The sequence below is a fragment of the Dysgonomonas mossii DSM 22836 genome (assembly GCF_000213575.1).
In the GTDB taxonomy this organism is placed as follows: Bacteria; Bacteroidota; Bacteroidia; order Bacteroidales; family Dysgonomonadaceae; genus Dysgonomonas; species Dysgonomonas mossii.
On the sequence record NZ_GL892006.1, the window covers coordinates 442467 to 460526 of the forward strand.

Below are 18060 nucleotides of genomic sequence, written 5' to 3' on the forward strand. Positions count from 1 at the left end.
ATTATTTTATGTTTAATTTTTCTTTGATAAACGCTTTCGAAGCATCATTATACTCTTTACCAACACTGTGGGCAAACTCAGGGAATGCCATCCAACGTTTTTCAGATTTTACCTGATTGTAAGCCGCAAAATTTATGTGTGGCGGACAAACATTATCCTGAACTCCAATTCCCATGATAAGAGGACAGTCAATCCATTGAGTCAAATTCTTGATATCAAAATAAGTAAGAAGTGAATAAATATCTTCCCATTTAGCCTCAGGATGCGTTTTCATATAATTATCAAAATCACTTTTAGGCCAAGGGGCTATTTTGAAATAATCTGGATAATCGGATAAGAAAGGAATACTGGGTGCTGCTACTTTTACGCGTTTGTCGAGGGCCGCAGCCACAAATGAAAGTGCTCCACCTTGGCTACCACCTCTTACAGCAATCTTTTCCGCATCTACTTCTGGTCGGCTGCAAACAAAATCAAGTGCCCTGACTACATCCAAAAATGCCCCACGATAATAGTAATTATCTTTATTGTCGAGCCCGTATGTAATCCATGTTCCAAAACGATTTGTAGGTTGATTCAATGCTTGCCCCCTGATCGATAAAACAAAGTATGCAAATCCATCCCACCACTGATTTGGCGGATAAGGTTGTGAGCCATAGCCCATATACTCTACAATTACGGGATGCTTGCCTTCTCTCTTAGGCTTGGCATAATATCCCCTTATCAGCTCATTACCAAAAGAGCGCATCTCAACCAAATAAACATCGTAATCTATCTTCGAATATTCGGGAACGAGTGTCAATTTATAGTCCGGAGCAACTTTTGCAAGCCCTTTCAAGTTCTTATCCCAGAATGCTTTGAAATCATCTTTTGCATCGAGAGGCGAGTGAATCTTTTCGGGTTCGAAGCCAATATTAAACTTTTTCTCACAGGCTATTGTGGCGTTGCGGCGAAACTGAACGGTATATCTATAAAACCCGGGATTTGGATTATCGAAGCTAAAGGACTTGGATATTGAAGCTTTTCCATCTATTTCTATATTCATAGAGTCAGCCTTTAGCGGTTGATAATCGTCTGTTGTGAGTGTTACGAACAGTTGTCCCTGCACTGCCCATTTGTTCTTATTATCGAGACTTACTTTTATCTGAACAGGATTAGGAGCCATAAATATATAGTCGGAATCTGCCACCTGAACATTTAAAGCTAACTTATCTTTTGTTTCAGCAGTAGAAATCGATAGAGCAGCTCCTTGAAGAAAACCACCGACATTCCAACCATCATGAAACTTAATTGCAATCAGATTTTCTCCTGTGAGATTAATATCTTCTTCGGGAACAAAATAGTTTCGTTCATTATCAAAGTAGCCTCTATAGTCTTGCGGAAATTCACCCGTTTTACCGACAAGCTTACCATTAAAATAAACCTCATCGGTAGCAGCTAAACGTCCGAGATGAAGTATAATTCCACCTTTATTCTTTATGGCATTACCCAAGACATCCGACATCTGTATTCTTTTACGATACCAACCAAAGCCGTTATCCAGTTTGATGTTTTGATCTTTTAAGGATTTAGATGACAACACTTCTTGCCATGCAGCATCATTGTAGTCTACGTTCATCCAAAGGCTATCGACACCTTCTCCTGCATGGAATTTCCAATCGGCAGAAAATGATTCGGAAACAGTGGGGGCGAGATTTTCTTTTACCGCTTGTTTACAGGATAAAACAAGAAAGAAAGTGATTACGGATAAGAGATATATCGTATATTTTTTCATGGTCTTTTAGCTATGATTCTATTTAATGATAGATAGTACAAATTTATAATTGTCGGCATCTTATTACAAATACTTTTTTAATCAATTATAATACTTTTTTTGGCATTTTCCAGTATCTACAAACTAAACACTATTGGCTTATTATACATATAAATAAGAATATTCAACAGACAGTATGGAGAATACCGACATCTACACAAAGAATAATACTTTTTTAATCTTTCGTTACAACTCACTGTTCTTTTCACTGTAGTGCGGCCTTTACTATTTTACCCCATTCTTTCAAATCGGTATCCTTCCAGCCGGTAGCAGGAGATGTAGAATCTTTAATCATCGAACATGTTTCGTTTTTATCTGCGATAGACCATGCAACCCAACTTATCTGATGTTGTTTCATCCAGTTCAACCAATTGTTCCATTCTGTTTTGTTTATAGCACCATCACCCGATGCTTCCATTCCTGCACACTCCGACACAAAAATCGGAAGCCCTTTTCCGATGGCATAATCAGCCCTATCTCGTAAATATTGCTTATGTGTTGCAGCATAGAAGTGTAATGTATACATGATATTATCATAGCCTTTGATCGGATTATCTGCAGCCAAATGTATATCTTGATCCCAATGAGGCGTTCCTACCAATATTACATTTTTAGCATCTATCGCTCGAATTGTTTTAATTATTTCTTCCGAGTATGCTTTTACTGTTTCCCATGAATCTTCTACCGGCTCATTGAATATCTCGTATATTATATTCGGGTAGCCTTTGTATTTATTGGCAGCTCTGGTAAAGAACTCTTTAGCTTCCTGTGTCTTTATCCCATGACTATGCCAATCTATAATAACATACATTCCGTTTTCGATAGCCGCATCAACAACGTTATCGAGGCATTCGTTCGCTTTTTGAGGGTTGGTTAGGTATGCTCCTTCAGGTTCAACTCCGATGGCTGCACGCACCAGATTACAGTTCCAATCTGATTTGAGCCATGCTACTGTAGACTTATTATAGAAGCGCGGCCACCAATTATGCCACCCAAAACTTACCCCCTTGAGAGCTATTGTCTTGCCGTCCTTATCTACCAATGAAGTACCTTTTACTGAAAGTTGACCATGCCGCTCTACAAAAGTCTGAGCAATTATTTGATCTGCATTGTCTCCGCTACATCCGACAAACAGGAAAAACAGTAGAATGTAAGCCTTGTAAAAATTCTTAATCATAACTCTCTATATTTTGTGAAAAAACTCTCCTTGCCCTAAAACAAGGAGAGAGTTAATATTCATTCTTTATATTATTTCATGCTCGGAACCTGGTCACGAGTAATCACATAAGTTTGATTCATGGCATCTTTCCACCATTCGTCAGTAGCATGTTTGCTACCACTATCAGCTTTTTCATACCATGGCATAAACCACGCCCAGCGAGCTCCCGCAGTCCATTGTTCGGATAGGAGACCAACTGTTCCACATTCGGAAAGTGCAATAACCTTATGTCCATAGCGAGCAAACTCCGATTGGTATATAGATACACAATCGCTTGTATTCTTATTATATAAATCACGACCAATGATATCTACATACTCATCACCCGGATACCAGCTACTATCGTCAGACTCGCTTGTCCACACCCAGATCAGATTGTTTACACCTTGCGATTTGAAATAGTCGAACATGGCAATCCAAAGTTTTTTGCAAGAACCGGCATCTTTACCCCACCAGAACCAGCCTCCGGCAGCTTCATGGAATGGACGCCAGATCACAGCAATCCCTTCCGATTGCAATTGTTTCAATGAAGTAGCCACCTTTGCAAGATCGGCCTTAAAGACTTCATTTTCGCGTGTTCCTTCAACTGTAGCCTTGGCTGCATCGAAGTAAGTATCAGCTTTGTAAAAAGCATAATCTCCATTTGAATCGGCAGGTATCAGATAAACAGCTGTTACTGTGTAATCATGTCCGCTTATAATGAGACCCGAAGACTTTAATTTGGTTAGGATACCATCTGTTATTTTCATCTCATAATAATCGCCGCTGATAGAGAAATATTCGTAACCCTCGGCAATCTGTCCCCAGTCGCTACCTTTTAGTGAGCCTTGAGCGCCTGATGCCACGTCTTTGATTGCAACACGGATAATGTCGTTAACCTTCGCTGATGCAAACCCCTCAAGAGCTGACGCATCTGTAAGCTGTACATTGCCCGACCAATCGGAAGGCATAGCTACATTACCATTCCATAACCTAGCCGATACGGGCACATTCCAATGCCACATAATAGAAACCAATCCACCTGCATCCCACCAGTTTTTTACAGGCGAAATATCACTATAGTCAATCCAGTTGCTAGGAGAATATGGTAAATGCACATAATCGAAAGTATTTAATGCGGGGTATTTTCCTGTTAGTGCATGAACGGCTTCTGCCTCTTCTACATTCCAGTTTACATTAGCCATCGCACCGGAGATAACTTTTTGTTTATAGCTTTCTACCAAAAACTGATACACCTTCTTTGCCTGAGCTGTAGCATTCGGATTACAAAGCGTAGCTGTTATAACAGGATCGGCCTTTGTTGTAAAGCTGATCGTTGTTTCGGGTGCTTCTTTATAAGTAGGCCCAAGTACAACGCCTGCAGGAACAACTAGTTTGTAAGTTTTTCCTTTTTCCAATCCGGTAGCTTTAATTGTTACCTGACTTAACTTGAATGAAACATCCGTTATAGCAGCCCCCTCTAAAGTAATCTTTTCGTGCCCGACTTTAGGGCAGAATATATTTTGATCATAGGTCAGGACAATAGTTATGTCAGCTTCAGGCAAATCTGTTGTTCCATCAGCAGGTGTACTACTTGCTAATTGGGGAATGCCCGGATCGCCGATAACCGGATCATCAACATCGGAACAGGCAGTCATTAGGATAACCCCCAATAGGATATAAAAAATATTTAGTGCTATTTTTTTCATAATATATCTTTTTGTAAAGAGCTTGCCTAATGTAAATTCAGATTAGGCAAGCCTTTATTTATAATATTACCGACCAGTTATAATAGAAACCTTAGAAATTACAAGATGCTCTCCTTGAATAATAATTGCTGTAGTTGACCAACCATCGTTAGCCCCTAATATATTGTCAAGGAATGGTTGAGTTAATTCCATCTCATAATATGTTAAACTTGTATCAGTAAACACCGGTGTATCCCACGTTGCCCAGTTTGCATTATTAATCTGCAACTGTCCATATCCAGTAACTGTAAAATAGAATTTAAGAATTGCTCCGGCTTTTATTCCATCAAAAGATTCCTTATACAGACGGAACGCACCTCCAGCACCTTCACCCGCCCAAGATCCAAGGTCACGAGTTTCATTCATTATCACAGTTTCTACTATTCCCGAAGAGATAATACGTATTGTATAAGTCACTTCCCCATTAGATGATATCAGCTTAAACGCTGTATTTCCATTAGCATTAGTTGGAACAAGTATGCTGAGGGTGGACCCCTGTAAGATATACTGTGTATTATTTCCGTTCACTTGAACATTGGTCAGTTTATCTCCATTCTGAACATCTACTTTCAAAATAGTACCTGACTTAATTTCTTCATCAGAACCTGGAAGAACAGGAATATAACAGAAGTCTGGTTTAGTCACTGTCAAAACCGAGCCCTTTACAGTCTCTCCATTTTTCATTGTTAATGTCAGTTCTCCAGTCTCTGCATCTACCGGGGCTTTTACCACCAAGTCTGTGGAAGATGCGGGAGTAACTTCTACAACTTTGTTCCCTCCGAATGTTACAGATGCTACAAGATCAAGATTCTTACCTTTTATTGTGAATTCATTACCGGCAGCTACAGAAGATGGATTGTATGACAATATCTCCGGTTTTAGTGTAGTAATTTTTACTGACACAGTTTTTCCACTAGCTGTATTTAGGATAAGATCTCCTGTTTTAGCATTAGCCGGAGTAGTTACTTTTATCTCCGTAGCACTCTTTGATGTAGGCGTTACAGCCTCTGATACACCCGGAAATAACGCTGTAGTAACCAAATCCATATTTACACCTTTGATAGAAATCTCGCTCCCATCTTTTATACCTGTAGCAGGAGTAGCCACCAAATCCGTTGGCACAGCGACACCTATATTGGCTATAGCTACATGCACACCCGAGTAGGCAACCATCACTACAGCGCCATCGGTGATACCTTCAGGCAGAGTAAATGCCAATACATTATCTTTTATAGCATGAGCGGCAGGCGTTCCATTAGGAAGCTGTACAGACTCTACCAGATCAAGATCCTGGCCTATTGTAGAGACTACATCTCCCGGTTTTTTATTGGTAAGATCCAATACCTTTTCTACAGAAGGAAGAACTACTTGCAATTCTGTCTCTGATTTCAGTTCTACCGGAATAGCCGCTGTATCAGCCAAAATAATAATTCCGGTCTGTGCTTCGCGAGGGACAACAACTTCAATCTTTTTACGCTCCCATGTCAAGAAATCTTTATAAGAAACTTCCACATTATCAGAAAACACTACTTTCTGAATCAAATTCAGATAATCACCTTCTATTGTAAGTGTCTGACCTGCCTTTACAGGAGACGGTGCAAACCTGGTAATAGAAATAGGCTCTGTATATGTTAGCAATGTTTTAGTCGTAACTTCTGTACCTGAAGCAACAAGTTTAACATAGCCTTCTTTAGCATCCTGAGGAATGGTAATCTTTATTTTTTCTTTACTTACCACTTCTATATCAGTAACCTCAATACCTTCGGGAAGGATTACACTTGTTACTTTATCAAGATTTTTCCCGATAAAGGTCAGCTCGCTACCACGTAGAGCCGGACTTGGGCCAAAGGCTTCAAGGACTACAGCACCCGAGCCATTATCATCATCGTTACTACAACTCGACACGCATGCTAAAGCTGTAATAATAAGACATAAAGAACAATATTTTAATATATTTATTTTCATAATAATACAGACTTATTTATATTTTACAATACGCACATTGTCAATCCATAGCTTCACATTCGATTCACCATCAGCCGGACCAAAGAACATAGCATGAAGATCAACCAAATCACTAAGTTTTGTTATAGCACGTTTATCATCTGATTCATCTTTGCTGTATTTAAAATCTGTCAATGGAATGGTTATTGTAACCCATCCGTCAGTTACATAGTTTGATTTAACACCATTATTCAAATACGGTTTCCAATGAGCTTGAGCCTGATTTCCATCTACATCATGAGTATCTACCAAGTTCGAAAACCATAATAACAATGGAACATCATGCCATTCATGAGAATATACTTCAAAACGAAGTGCCAAATCCGCAATCTCACTTTGCCCTTCGGGTACAATTGATTGGCGAACAGGATTATTATAATAAATCTGCAAGGCATTAGCAGGCCAAGCCCAAGAGGCTAGCTGACCTTCTAGAACAAGATATCGGTCGGAAGGACCTCCACCATTACCAAAAGCACTCAAGCCCCAAGTGTTCCAGCTTGTATCTTCATTATCCATAAGAATGTGTGTTGTTGACGTTTGCTTGTTATTATCTCTGAAACAGAATAAAGAACGAGCTGGACCATACACAGATTCTATAGCTAAAGGCCCCGGTTTTGCTCCAACAGGAACTCTAACGGAAATGTTATTCATATCAGAACTAATAATCTCCGCTTCAAAACCTCCTTCAAAAGTAACTTTCAATGGACTATTTTCCTCATTGATAAAATACAAGCCCTGAATTTGTGCAATGTCTCCATCTTTAACATATTCACAAGTCATAGTTTTAGCTATAGGAGTAGGAACTTTTGTTTCGAAAGTATAATAGCAAGAGTCATTATTTGTATATAATTTAATCAAATCTTGCTTTTCGCTCGGAATACCTGATGGTATATTGACAATGATAGCATTATCTGTCACAAAATTCGGGTTTAACTTCGCTTTCTGATCATTAAAGTAAATCTTATTAACTTTCGACAAGTTTTCCCCAATAATAGCAATCTGAGTACCCAAATATCCACTTGTCAATAAAGAGTCTGAAACAGTAGCGTCGCATGGACGTATGTATCTGACTACCGGAGTACCTCCCCCCGAGCCACCTTTATCATCATCATCCGAGCACGAATTAAATGAGACAAGAGCAAGTAATACAATAGCTATATTTAAAATATATTTTTTCATAATCTAGTCTTACTTAAAAGTTAAAATGCATAATCAACAGGTTCCTGGGTTATACTTGGTGTTTTTGTTACAGTTTCGGCAGGAACAGGCAACACAAGATTTTTTTCTGTAATAGTTATAGTTCCTACATTTTTATCAAGATAAAATATAGAGCCTTTACCTGACGAATCATCACTCGGATCTATAGAAGTAAATCCTCCATGATGCGCATTGCTGGCATTCCGTTCTTGCCATGTATAACTACCATTAGAAATATATTGACGTTCACGCTTCATTCCGTTCAAATAAGAAAGAGCCTTAGTTATATCCCTGTAGCTCATCCTTTTGATATCAAGGTAATTGATACCTTCAAGAGCGAATTCGAGACGACGTTCTTTGATCAACTGATCGTAAGTAATAGAAGTGGCTTTTGTAGAAAATCCGGCACGTTCACGTACCTTATCATATACGGTCAATGCCAAAGCGTCAGTAGTAGATGTACCCGAGCCGATACATGCCTCAACATAACACAGATATACATCTGCCAAACGGAGTAAATAAATATTATTACCTGCATCCTGATTGGATGTTCCTGCAACTCCGTCACAATCGGAATTAGCTCCGATTACATATTTCCTTACATGTGCCAACATACCATTTGATGTTTCGGTAGACTCATCTTGCGAAAAATTATGATAAGTATATCCACCGCCACCCAGATTTGAGTAGCTGTCTCCGTTGCGCATGTATGTATAATAACGGCGGGCATCATTCGAATCAAAAGCTTCTTGCAAGCTAAGAGTCGGGCCCTTACCTGCACCCCATGATGAACCAAGGGTAATGAGTGCATTACGTGATAAAGAGACATTACGTCCGTTACCGTATCCATAACCATCGTTTGTACACTGAATTGCAAACAAAGACTCTGAAGAGTTATTTCCTTTTGGATAAAACATGGTAGAAAGGTCTGAATATAATTTCAATCCACTATCATTAATTACCTCAGCTGCATAAGATTTAGCTTTAGCAAAATTATCGGATGATGATGCATCAGAAAGGTGAGAAGCCATCGTTAGATGAAGCTTTGCCAACATACCGATAGCGGTATATTTAGAGCATCTACCAGTCTGAAATGGAGTTGAAGGAAGATTATCTTTAGCAAATTCGAGATCCTGACGGATAAACTCGTAAACGCTTGCTTGTTTGTGACGAATCACCTGACCTCCGGAGATATTATTATTTGTAATAATCGGAACATCCTGCCAATACTCCGTTAACCAATAATAAGCAATACCACGAATACAACGAGCCTCGCCAAGAGCACGGTTTATTACCGTTTCGGAAACACCATTAGATCTTGCTGCGGCAGGCATACCATTGATAATGTTATTACAGTACGAAACTACACGGTAAAGTCCATTCCAGCCCTGCGTAAGGAAAGAATTCCCATTCTGAAAAGTCATATAATAGAATTGACCTTCCTGATCGTACGTATAATAAAGGTCTCCGGCAAGCTCATCTCCTGCCATCCACATAAAATTCATTCCAAAGTCTTGCCATACGAACGCAGCATATAGAGAAGCAGAGTTGGCATTAACGGCAGACTCTGATGTGTAATATGTCTCCAGCACCTGCTCTGACTCAGGAACTATAGTCAAGAAATCATTACAAGATGTAGCACCCAGAATAATGGATGAAAGACAAATTGATTTGATTATATTTTTAATATTCTTCATGTTTTTATCTTTAAAATTAGAAAGTAACATTTGCACCTAAAGTAAATACACGAGGTGATGGATAACGTCCCATATCCACGTTAGAAAGACCTGCCTGCTGGTTGTAAGAACCAATTTCAGGATCTAAACCTGAATAACCTGTAAACGTATACACATTCTGAACGTTGAAATAAAGTTTACAGTTAGATATGCCTGTCTTCTTCAACCAAATCTTTGGCAAGTTGTATGCCAATGATATATTTTGAATGCGTAAATAGCTTCCATCTTCTATCCAACGATCACTCATACGGTTGTTACCATTGATATCATTGCCACTCCAACGAGGCAGTGTTGCATTCGGATTGATTATATAGCTATTATCTACATTTGACACATCATAGTTATTTCCATTAACGTATCCCAATTGTGCACGATTAAGTACTGTAGTTGATTGATTGTCCCACTGAGACATTACACCTTCTGTTTTTACACGTACATAGTTCAGAATATCACCTCCTACCGATCCGGTGAGACCAATGCCCAGTTCCCAATCTTTGTAGCTAAACGTATTGGAAAAGCCAAAAGTAAAGTCCGGATTAGGATCTCCAATAACCGTTTGGTCATATTCGTTGATGATGCCATCGGGAACACCATTCGGTCCACTGATATCTTTAAACTTAACATCACCAACCCAAGCACCGGTAGTGCGATGAATCTCTACACCTTCGGGCTTCGCTGAATTTCTCAAATCTTCCGCATCTTTATAAAGTCCGTCGGTTTTGTATCCATAAAATACACCGATAGGTTGTCCTACCGAAATCATCGATACTGTTTGGAAAGCTGCATACCAGTCTAACCTTCCATAAAAAGGTGTACCTAAGTCATCCAGTTCTTTTACTTTATTGCGATTCAAAGAGAATGATAAGGCTGAAGTCCAGTTAAAATCTTTACCTGCTATATTGTGTGTATTCAATGATATATCTATCCCCTTATTATCCACTTTTCCGATATTCATATAAGGAGTTTGAATATCTGTCCAACCAGATCCACCCAGAACAGGCGATACAGATGGCTGAAGCAACAAGTCTTTTGTTGTTTTATGATATAAGTCTACAACTAAACTTATACGATTATTAAACAATCCCAAATCAACGCCGGCATTATACTGTACCGAGGCTTCCCATTTTAGGTCAGGGTTAGCATTATTTGTCATACGATATGCTGTACCAAACACTGTTTGAAAAGCTTGCATAGTTGATCCATAACGATAGGTAGGTAAGTTGTCGTTACCATTCATACCATAGCTTAAACGCAATTTTAAGTTTGACAACCAGTCTTGCGTATTTTCCATAAATTTCTCACTGGAAACACGCCATGCCGTAGAAAATGAAGGAAAATATCCCCAACGATGATTTGCACCAAACTTAGAAGAACCATCGGCACGCAATGTAGCCGTCAATAAATAACGATTGTCAAAATTATAGTTGGCACGCCCAAACACAGAAACCTTCGACTGAGCATCTTTAGAACCGCTACTTGCCACAAACTTACCATCAGAGCCAATCACATGAATATCATTTGACGACAATTGATCTTTTTGCAGTTGCAGGCTTTCCCATGATGACTTAGAAGCTTCTGTTCCGGCCATAAAATTAATACTGTGCTTATCAAAAGTCTGATTGTACGTAGCATAGTTCATCCAGTTCCAATATAAGCTATGCGCTTCGTTTTGCATAATCATTATATTGGTATTCTTCAACTGTCCATATTCATAACTTGGTTTGAATCCCTTATTTGTACTATTGGAACCATCAATACCCACTTCTGAACGAAAATTGAGATATTGATTAAGGGTGAACTGCCCATAAATGTTAGCTATAATCCTCTCGCGGCGCAATGTATTGATCTGATCTTTGGTCAATGCCACAGGATTGTATATCGAAGACCCGTTTACGGTCTCAGGCCCTGCATAATTTCCATCAAAATCATAAACAGGAACTGCCGGAGACATCAATGCTGCTTGCATTACCACACCATTGATACCATCGTTATTGATGATCGATTCATCTGTACGCGAATAGGAAAGAGATGCTCCTACCTTTATATATTTATTAAATTCATTATCAACATTCACCCTACCGGTAAATCGTTCGAAATCGGAGTTTAGTAATATACCATCTTGATTTGTATAACTTATAGATGCCAGATACTGAGTTTTATCTGTTCCTCCATTTAGGGAAAGGCTATGGTTTTGCATCCATGCATTGTCCATTACGGCATCTTGCCAGTTTGTACCTTTACCCAACAAAGAAGGATCAAGATAAGCTTGATCAACATTCGGCAAGAAGCCTTCCTTATAAAGCTGTTGTTGGTAAGTTCCATACTGACTGAGGTTCATCATATCCAACTTATTGATAGGAGATTGAAGAGAGATACTTCCATCATACGTAATATTGGTACGCCCTTTGTTTCCTCTTTTAGTTGTGACGATCACAACCCCGTTAGCTCCGGCAGAACCATAAATTGCGGCTGCAGACGCATCCTTCAATACATCTATAGATAGGATATCGCTTGGAGCAATAGCTGATAATGGGTTTACTACGTTTTGACCGTTAGAACCTCCCGACCAAGAAAACCCCACTGTAGATGAACCGGCACCACTCATCGGTACTCCGTCAATCACATACAGAGGTTCATTTGTCAAATTAATAGAGGAAGCCCCACGAATACGTATCGAGGTCGCTGCTCCCGGTGCTCCCGAATTGGAAGCGACCTGTACTCCGGCCACACGTCCTTGGAGTGCCTGGTCGAGGTTTGTGATAACGGACTCTTTAAGCCTATCGGCCGATAAGCTACTAACAGAACCCGTAAGGTCACTTTTTTTCATTGTACCATACCCCACAACAACGACTTCTTCCAAAGCCACATTGTCTTCTTGGAGGGCTACATTAATAGGTTTGTCTGATTCTACTTTTACTGATTGAGGCGTCATACCTATAAAAGAATACGTAAGGACATCGCCCTTATTCGCTTTTATAGTATAATTTCCGTCAAAGTCAGTCATCACACCGACTTTGGTCTGTGTTTGAACTGTCACACCCGGCATCGGTGAGCCGTCTTTAGCATCTGTTACCTTCCCTGAAATTTGATAGCTCTGTGCATACATAGCACATGGCATCAGACATATCAGGAGCAATAAAAAAAGGATTTTTCTCATAATTTAAGGCTTCGATAATGATTAGTAATATTTTTACACGGTTAGATTTGCTTTATTCTCATATTGCTTCTTAGCGTAATACAAATGTATTTATGATAATAAAATATAACAAATACTATATTATCACATAGTAATACTTTATTATCAAAAACAAAAAGTAGACTCTTAGGCTTGCAAGCTCAGAATCTACTTTATCATCTAATTATAAGGTATATATTACATAAATAAGGGTTATCAACAAAGGATAATAGTAATATTTTTCAGCCGATACATACGCAGAAAGGATTAAATCGAAATCAAAAAAACATCATAAATTGACAAAAAAGTATTATCATACAAAAAACTTAGACTCTTTATAGTTTTCTCTAAATTCGCGCGGAGTACATCCTTTTTTCTTTTTGAATATACGATTAAAGTTGGATAGATTATTAAACCCGCACACGATGCTAATCTCAGCAACACTATGGGTCGTATCAACCAGCATACGCGTAGCATGTCCCAAGCGTATATCATTTAACGAGTCTATGAAATTACGTCCTGTACGCTGTTTTATAAAACGACTGAAAGCAACCTCGGTCATCCCGACCAAATTAGCAACATCCGAAAGGCGGACTTCTTTACTATAATTTTCTAACATGTAATTATAAGCTCGTTCTATTCGTCTGCTATCATAATTTTGTGTATGCTCATTAAACGATCGGCTGGATAGTTCCCGCATAGGCGACAAAGACAAATCGGATAGGATACCAAACAGATTTAAAACAGAATGCGCTCCCTCATGTTCCGAAGCAAGAGAATAAAGCCTATCTTTTATTTGTTTTATGGTTTCTTTCGAAAAGGTAACCCCGTAGATAGCTTTCTCAAACATCTCTTTTACAGATCTGAATTGATTTTTCTGCAAAAGCTGTTCATTAAGCAGATCTCCATGAAACTGAATTGTTATTTCTTTTATCTCTTTCGATTGGCATCTATGATCGAGCCAACCATGCTCAAGGCTCGATCCGGTAATTAAGGTTAATTCTAAATCTTCAATTTCCTCTATACTATCTCCGACGACCCTCCTTGCCCCAGCTCCATTTTCTATAAAATTCAGTTCAAACTCAGCATGAACATGGATAGGAAATGTAAAATGCTCTTTTATACGGGAAAAAATCATGAAACAGTCACGTTGCGATAGAGGTGTGACCTCTCTCAATATCGAGTCCTTCATTGTATCTTAATGTTAGAATATTCATATTTTTCTCAAAAGAAAACATTGTTTCCGAAAAAACAAATACATTTATGCAAAAAATATAACATAGCATAATATATAATACGCAATATTAAAGAAAAATAAAAAAAATTGCGATTTGCACTTTTTTTATTATATTTATCCTACACGATATTGAAAATATTTATAACAAACTAATTAATTGAACCAACCGTAAACTACATTTAATTACTTACAATTATGAAAAAATTAATAGTTAGTCTGTTTATATTAACAGCGATGACAACCTTCACAACTATCAAAGCTCAAGATAAAATCGTTATCAGCGAAAGAACCGCAGCCAAAATAGAAAGTATAAGAGCCAAAGCTGCAAAAGATGCTGCGGATGCAGATAAAAAAATGGAGCAAGAAATAGAAAAGGCAAAAAAGCAAATAGATTCTGACACTCAAAAAGCAGCACAAGACGCTAAAAAAAGAATGGAAAGAGACTCAAAAAAAGGCGCAGACAAAGCTCAGAAAAAAGCAGACAAAGCTATAGCAAAAGCGAAAGAGAAAGCTGAAAAGACGAAACTAAAAGCTAAGATGAAAGCCGAAAAAGAGATACAGAAAATAAAAACTGAAAAAGCTATCAATATCTAATTTTAACATTCAATAACACTTAAGTAATGAAAGGAGAACTCTCTCGACAAAGCGCAGGGAGTTCTTTTTATTTTAAGGAACTGGATCATACCCATGTCCACCCCAAGGATTGCAGCGAGCGATACGCTTTGTCGCGAGCCAAAAGCCTTTGAATGGTCCATACTTTTTGATTGCCTGAATTGCGTATTCCGAACATGTAGGCGTATAACGACACGAGGGAGGTAGCATAGGCGAGATACTGTATTTATAGAAATATACAGGTAACAACAATATCCAGGATAATAGTTTCTTCATTCGGTTTGTTCTATTTTCCTTATCTTATCGGATAATAGGATTTGAGCCTTTTGCATCGCCTTCTCTATCTCAGCATATGTAGGTAATTCTGTCTTCAAATACAAGAAAGCAATATCCAATCGCTTGTTATGAATTTGTAACAGTTCCGACAAAGATGATTTATTTAATCTGTAAGCTTCCCTTATCAGGCGTTTTACCCTATTACGCTTTACCGCTCGTTTAAACTTTTTCTTAGCCACACTTATCATCACCGAAGCATACTGATTCTCCTTATTATCCTCATCACTGAATAAATAAACCACTCGTAGAGGATAAGCCACAAAAGAATTTCCATTTGCAAAAATGTTCTCAATAGCCTTAGCACTACAAAGCTTCTCTTGTTTCGAAAATGTCTTTTTACAATCGGTAGAATATGCTTCTGTCATCACTTTTTCTAAAGAAGCAAAGATACATTAAATAATTTTCAAAAAACATTCTTGCTCTTTAGCTATCAAAGAAAAATATTTTCAAACAAAATACAACAAACATATATACAGAACATTACACCACAAACGCATTCGTATTTTTTAATTTTCAGATCAGAATATATAGAAAAATTCATTTTTACATGTAACCTTTTCCGAGGTAACTACGTCATAAAAGTAACGAGCTCGAGATAACAAATCAATATGTAAGGAATAAGGAATATGAAACAAAGATTAATAATACTAACCGCACTATTTATAATCGTCTCATCAACACTGTTAGGTCAGATTAATATATCGGGAACCGTGGTTGATACAGATACACATGACATTATAGAATTTGCAAACATCGCACTGCTAAAGCAAGACTCAAGTTTTGTAGCAGGCGCATCATCAGATACAAAAGGTCTATTTGCTTTTAATAACATCCCCACAGGTGACTATATATTATCAGCCACATTTGTAGGATATGGAAAAAGATATATCCCGGTTAAGAATGCTGTTGAAAACACAGATCTGGGAAATGTGCCATTGAAACCCTCTGATATAGCACTCAAAGATGTAACAGTAACAGCAAATGCAGTTATACAAAAGCCCGATAGGAAAGTGATTATCCCATCTGATACCCAGATAAAAGCATCGAATAGTGGTATTACATTATTACGTAATCTTCAGCTATCTCGCATTATCGTAAACCCTTTGAACAATACAATTACCTTGCCGGGTGGTGATGCCGTACAACTTCGCATCAATGGCGTAGAAGTAACTATCGCTGAGATTACAGCCATCCAGCCCGAAGATATAATCCGTATCGAATATCATGACGATCCGGGAATGCGCTACGGAAATGTAGGTGCTGTTATCGATTATATCACACGTCGCAGAGATTCGGGAGGAAATGTATCGGCAAATCTGGCTAATGTACCTTTTGGAGTATTGGGCTGGGGCGAAAATTTTCTTTCAGCTAAAGTGAATCATAAGAAGTCTGAATTTGGAGTTAATACATATTGGTCACACAGAAATATAGAATGGACACGCGAAAATGAGGAGACATTTGTATTTCCGGACAAAACACTGACTCGCACAGAAGAAGGACAACCAACAACATTTAAAGACGACAGACTAAACGTTGCGCTCAATTATAGCTTAAATGAAGCGGACAAATACATGTTTAACGCAACATTAAGAAATAATTATCAGAAAACACCGAATCAGTTTTCGGACAGAAACAGTATGATCTACTCTTCGGATAACAATAACCCTCTGTCAATCTCCGATCATTCGACATGGAGAAGTTATTCACCTTCGTTAGACTTGTATTATCAGCGAAACCTAAAGAATGATCAGCTTTTGATATTCAATTTAGTAGGCACATACATTGACTCTAAATCTACACGTTCGTATCAGGAGCGCAGAAACAGTATACTGAATACAGATATATATTCATCGGTACTTGGAGATAAATATTCCTTAATAGGGGAAGGTATATATGAGAAAACACTGAAAGCAGGGAAAATATCAGCCGGACTAAAACATACGCAAAGTTATACAAGCAATAATTATGAAGGAAATGTTGCTGCCAATGTAGGGCTCAACTTTGCTGAAACATACGGATATGCAGAGTTCCAATTTAAAAAGAATAAGTTTAACTATTCGTTAGGACTGGGCGTAATGCGCAACTATAATAGTCAAGGTGAAAACCATAACGAAAAATATATCTTCCGCCCAAATGTGCGTGTATCTTATAGTATCAACGATAATGCATACATCAGATACAATGGATACATATCAGGATATTCGCCCTCATTGTCGGACTTGAACAATGTGGAACAAGATATTGACTCATTACAAATCCGCAGGGGGAATCCGAACCTTCAGACAGTATGGTATTATACCCATACACTAACGGGCGGATATAACAAAGGAATATTCGGAGTAGAATTCTTTATGCGATATAGTTACGATCATAAACCAATCATGGAACAAGTAACTTTCGAGGATGGTAAATTCGTTCGTACAAATATCAATCAGAAAGGTTTCCATAGACTAAACACCGAGGCAACATTCAAATTGAAACCCTTTGGTGAATATCTGACACTATCCGTTACACCGGGACTCAACCGATATATAAGCTATGGAGAAGAATTTACTCATACGTATAGTTCGTGGCGTGTACGCGGTTCTGCTGTATTCAATTATAAAAAATGGTCTTTATCAGGAGAAATGTATACACGCTGGAATAACTTCTGGGGCGAAACAATGGAAAGAGGAGAACGCATTCATTCGGTATCGGTAGGATATTCAGACGAAAGCCGTTTACTGGGGCTGGAAAAAGTTAAATGGAGCCTTACCGGAGGAATGTTTAATCCATTTTCAAAAAGTTATTCGCAAGGCAGCCGCAATTATTCGACGCTGACACCGAACAAATCGCTTGTTTACACTGATAATCTGAAACAGATATTTGTAATAAATTTCACAATAAACTTCAACTTTGGACGTCAGTATAAAGCAGGCAACAAACGATTGAATAATGATGATACGGATGCAGGTATCATGTCAGGATCGAAAAAGTAAATCTCATACAACAAAATAATATTAAGATT

At 38.3% G+C, this 18060-nt stretch carries 12 protein-coding genes; 2 read left to right on the forward strand and 10 right to left on the reverse strand.

From position 1 onward, the window contains the following. Position 1: 1 nt before the first annotated feature. The 8 genes from HMPREF9456_RS08760 to HMPREF9456_RS08795 form a co-directional block, all read right to left on the reverse strand. Complete coding sequence (locus HMPREF9456_RS08760) at positions 2–1771, reverse strand: acetylxylan esterase (RefSeq protein WP_006843144.1); 1770 nt, start codon at positions 1769–1771, stop codon at positions 2–4. 244 nt (positions 1772–2015) lie between these two features. Further along, positions 2016–2987 (reverse strand): glycoside hydrolase family 5 protein, encoded by a 972-nt coding sequence (locus tag HMPREF9456_RS08765; protein ID WP_006843145.1) that lies wholly within the window; start codon positions 2985–2987, stop codon positions 2016–2018. Positions 2988–3058: 71 nt separating this feature from the next. Next, positions 3059–4717: a glycosyl hydrolase gene (locus HMPREF9456_RS08770; RefSeq protein WP_006843146.1), complete on the reverse strand. Its 1659-nt coding sequence runs from the start codon at positions 4715–4717 to the stop codon at positions 3059–3061. A gap of 66 nt (positions 4718–4783) precedes the next feature. Further along, positions 4784–6721 (reverse strand): IPT/TIG domain-containing protein, encoded by a 1938-nt coding sequence (locus tag HMPREF9456_RS08775; protein ID WP_006843147.1) that lies wholly within the window; start codon positions 6719–6721, stop codon positions 4784–4786. A 12-nt stretch (positions 6722–6733) separates the two neighbouring features. Next, the gene (locus tag HMPREF9456_RS08780) at positions 6734–7939 is read right to left on the reverse strand and encodes a glycan-binding surface protein (RefSeq protein WP_006843148.1); all 1206 of its coding nucleotides are present in this window, start codon (positions 7937–7939) and stop codon (positions 6734–6736) included. Positions 7940–7959: 20 nt separating this feature from the next. Beyond that, positions 7960–9654 carry a RagB/SusD family nutrient uptake outer membrane protein gene (locus HMPREF9456_RS08785; protein ID WP_006843149.1) on the reverse strand — a complete coding sequence of 565 codons (1695 nt, stop codon included), beginning with the start codon at positions 9652–9654 and terminating at the stop codon, positions 7960–7962. A gap of 16 nt (positions 9655–9670) precedes the next feature. Further along, entirely contained in the window at positions 9671–12850 is a 3180-nt protein-coding gene (locus tag HMPREF9456_RS08790; RefSeq protein ID WP_006843150.1) for a SusC/RagA family TonB-linked outer membrane protein, read from the reverse strand. Positions 12851–13181: 331 nt separating this feature from the next. Continuing rightward, on the reverse strand, positions 13182–14060 hold the full coding sequence (locus HMPREF9456_RS08795) for an AraC family transcriptional regulator (protein ID WP_006843151.1): 879 nt from the start codon (positions 14058–14060) through the stop codon (positions 13182–13184). A 240-nt stretch (positions 14061–14300) separates the two neighbouring features. Here HMPREF9456_RS08795 and HMPREF9456_RS08800 point away from each other — a divergent pair, with 240 nt between their 5' ends. After that, a complete protein-coding gene (locus tag HMPREF9456_RS08800; RefSeq protein WP_006843152.1) occupies positions 14301–14699 on the forward strand; it encodes a hypothetical protein in 399 nt (132 codons plus the stop codon). Positions 14700–14771: 72 nt separating this feature from the next. On the opposite strand, the gene yidD is transcribed toward HMPREF9456_RS08800, so the two are convergent. Continuing rightward, positions 14772–14993: a membrane protein insertion efficiency factor YidD gene (yidD, locus tag HMPREF9456_RS17065; RefSeq protein WP_006843153.1), complete on the reverse strand. Its 222-nt coding sequence runs from the start codon at positions 14991–14993 to the stop codon at positions 14772–14774. Continuing rightward, the gene (gene rnpA, locus HMPREF9456_RS08805; protein ID WP_006843154.1) at positions 14990–15418 is read right to left on the reverse strand and encodes a ribonuclease P protein component; all 429 of its coding nucleotides are present in this window, start codon (positions 15416–15418) and stop codon (positions 14990–14992) included. Before rnpA ends, yidD begins: the two co-directional genes overlap by 4 nt. A 261-nt stretch (positions 15419–15679) precedes the next feature. Here rnpA and HMPREF9456_RS08810 point away from each other — a divergent pair, with 261 nt between their 5' ends. Next, on the forward strand, positions 15680–18031 hold the full coding sequence (locus HMPREF9456_RS08810; RefSeq protein WP_006843155.1) for a carboxypeptidase-like regulatory domain-containing protein: 2352 nt from the start codon (positions 15680–15682) through the stop codon (positions 18029–18031). The last annotated feature ends 29 nt before the right edge of the window (positions 18032–18060 follow it).